Below are 2,853 nucleotides of genomic sequence, written 5' to 3' on the forward strand. Positions count from 1 at the left end.
ATCCCGCCTCGAAGGTCGAGCAGCTGACACCGCGACTGTGGAAACAGCATTGCGCCGACAATCCGCTACGCTCGGACCTGCACAGATTTAACGGCTGATCTACAACGCCGCTCAGCTACCGCTTACCGTACGGGAAAACATATGTGCAGGGCATTGCCAAGCCGACGACCATCGATGCGCCGTGCGTGGAGTGTGGAACCATTGCCGAACGCACTTATGACAGTATTGGGAACGTCACAAAGACCAGGGATTTCAACAGCAACTTTAGCTGCTTCGCTTACAACAACGTGCGTAACCTTGAAATCACCCGTGTTGAAGGCGTTGCTGGTGTCGATTGTACCCCGCTGCTGACCGCGCAGACCCTTGCGCTGCCGGCACGCAAAGTGACGACCAAATGGCATGCGCAATTCCGCCTGGCTGAAGCCATCGCCGAACCAAAACGTATTACGAAGTACAAATACGATGGATCCGGCAACTTGACCAGCAAGACCGAACAGGCAACGACGGACCTGACCGGTGCCTTAGGGCTGAGCGCACCGGTCACGGGCAGCGTCCGGACATGGACATACACTTACAGCAATGTGGGGCAATTGAAAACCGTCACCGGTCCGCGTACGGACATCGTCGACCGCACTACCTACGACTACGATTCGTCCTCCGGCGACCTGATCAAGGTGACGAACGCCGCCAACCAACCGACAACGTTCTCGGACTACGACGCCCACGGCCACGTCCGCACGATCCGCGCACCGAACGGTGTGACGACAACGCTGAGCTATACGCCGCGCGGCTGGGTTGCATCGCAAGCCGTAGCGAATGGCAGCTCGACGCAGACGACCAGCTATGACTACACCCCTTCTGGTCAGGTCAAAACGGTCACGCTGCCCGACAACAGCGTCACGACCTACAACTACGATGTGGCGCAACGGCTGACGTCCATCGCCAACAACCGCGGCGAGAGCATCACCTATACCCTCGACCTGACCGGCAACAGGATCAAGGAAGAAGTGCGCGACCCCAACGGCAACCTGGCGCGCCAGATTACCCGCACCTATGACATTACCGGCCGTCTGACGAGCCAAACCGGAGCAGCACAATGACCCGCCGTATCCTCAGCCGTTTGACGTCCGGCGCAATGATCGTTGTGATGACCTACACGCCCCTGTTGGGCGCTTACACCGGCACTGTGGCCACCGCGCAGACAGTGCCTGCCGAAGCCACCCGCTACCAGTACGACCTGGGCGGCAACCTGACGGAGATCACCGATCCCCTCGGACGGGTAAGCAACCGGGCCTACGATCCGCTCGACCGTGTAAAGCAGATCCAGCAACCGCTAACCAACGGCGCACGCCCGACCATCAAGCTGGCTTACGACGGCATCGACCAACTTTCGACAGTAACCGATCCACGCAACCTGGAAACGCGCTATGCGGTCGACGGCCTGGGTAATCGAGCCGAGCTGGTCAGCCCCGACACGGGCCTGACCAAGTCGACCTATGATGCCGCCGGCAATCTGAAAACGAGTGTGGACGGCCGAGGCAAAACGAATACCTACAGCTACGACGCGCTCAACCGCCTGACCCGGATCGACTACACCGGTACGGTCAGCACTACATTTGAATACGATGGCGGGGCTACCCCAGTCCCTAACGCGATCGGCAAATTGAGCCGGATGACGGATGAATCGGGCAATACCAGCTATACCTACGACGAATTGGGGCGGCTGGCGACCAAAACGCAGAATACGATCGGCGGGGTCTACAACACCACCCATACGCTAAGCTATGCCTACAATGCCGTCGGCCAGCTGGCAAGCATGACGTACCCGAGCGGCAACCGCGTCAATTATGGCTACAACAATGCGGGGCAGGTGACCAGCATTGTGCTCAATCCCGTCCAGGCTAGCGGTAGCGGCACAAATACTGGCAGCAGCATCGTTTTGCTGAGCAATATCACCTATGCGCCGTTTGGTGGAACGACGGGTTGGACGTGGGGCAACAGCGTACCTGCAAGCCAGTACGCGCATCTGCGCAACTATGACCTCAACGGCCGCATCAGCAGCTATACATTGGGAAGCCCCTCGGCTAACGGTATCGTGCGTACGGTCAGTTACGATGCCGCCAACCGCATCAAAGGTTATACGCATACGGGCACCGGCACGGCGCCCAGCCCCGCCAGTCTTAACCAGACCTTCGGCTACGACGAACTTGATCGCCTGATCAGCTATGGCGGCAACGGCGTTTCCCAGACTTACGCCTACGATGCCAGTGGCAATCGCATCAAAGCGGGGTTCGGTGCGAACAGCTACACCAACACTATCGATCCTGCCAGTAACAAGCTGACCGCCACGACAGGTCCGGCGCCGGCCAAGACCAATACCTATAACGGTGCCGGCAATCTGACTGGCGATGGGACACTCGTCGTGACCTACAGCGGACGAGGTCGTCCGTATAGCATCCAGAATGGTGCGATGACTATCTACCAGCTCTTCAATGGGCTCGACCAGCGTGTTTTCCAAGGCTACGCTGGCGGGGTGTTTGTCTATGATGAGCGCGGGCAACTGGCCGGTGAGTATACTTACACCAATGGCAAGGCGACCCGCGAGACGGTATACTTGGGCAATCTGCCGGTGGCGGTATTGACTCAGACAGTCACGGGCACCGCACCTGCGCAAAGCACGGCGACCAACGTGTTCCATATTCATCCGGATCATTTGGGAACGCCACGGATGATTACACGTACGCCCGACAATAAAATTGTCTGGCGCTGGGACAATGGTGATCCGTTTGGCTTGACGCCCCCGAACGAAAATCCGAGCGGTGTTGGCACCTTTACCTTCAATCTGCGGATGCC

Annotated in this window: 2 protein-coding genes; both read left to right on the forward strand. The window is 58.5% G+C overall.

Going from position 1 to position 2,853, the window contains the following annotated elements:
- Window positions 1-143: 143 nt before the first annotated feature.
- Window positions 144-1,100 (forward strand): RHS repeat protein, encoded by a 957-nt coding sequence (locus tag F1735_RS32905; RefSeq protein ID WP_167241130.1) that lies wholly within the window; start codon window positions 144-146, stop codon window positions 1,098-1,100.
- On the forward strand, window positions 1,097-2,853 hold a 1,757-nt coding region (locus F1735_RS32910; RefSeq protein WP_167241132.1), incomplete at its 3' end, for an RHS repeat protein. The genes F1735_RS32905 and F1735_RS32910, both read left to right, overlap by 4 nt.

The sequence above is a fragment of the Massilia genomosp. 1 genome (assembly GCF_011682185.1).
Lineage (GTDB): Bacteria > Pseudomonadota > Gammaproteobacteria > Burkholderiales > Burkholderiaceae_D > Telluria_A > Telluria_A rubra.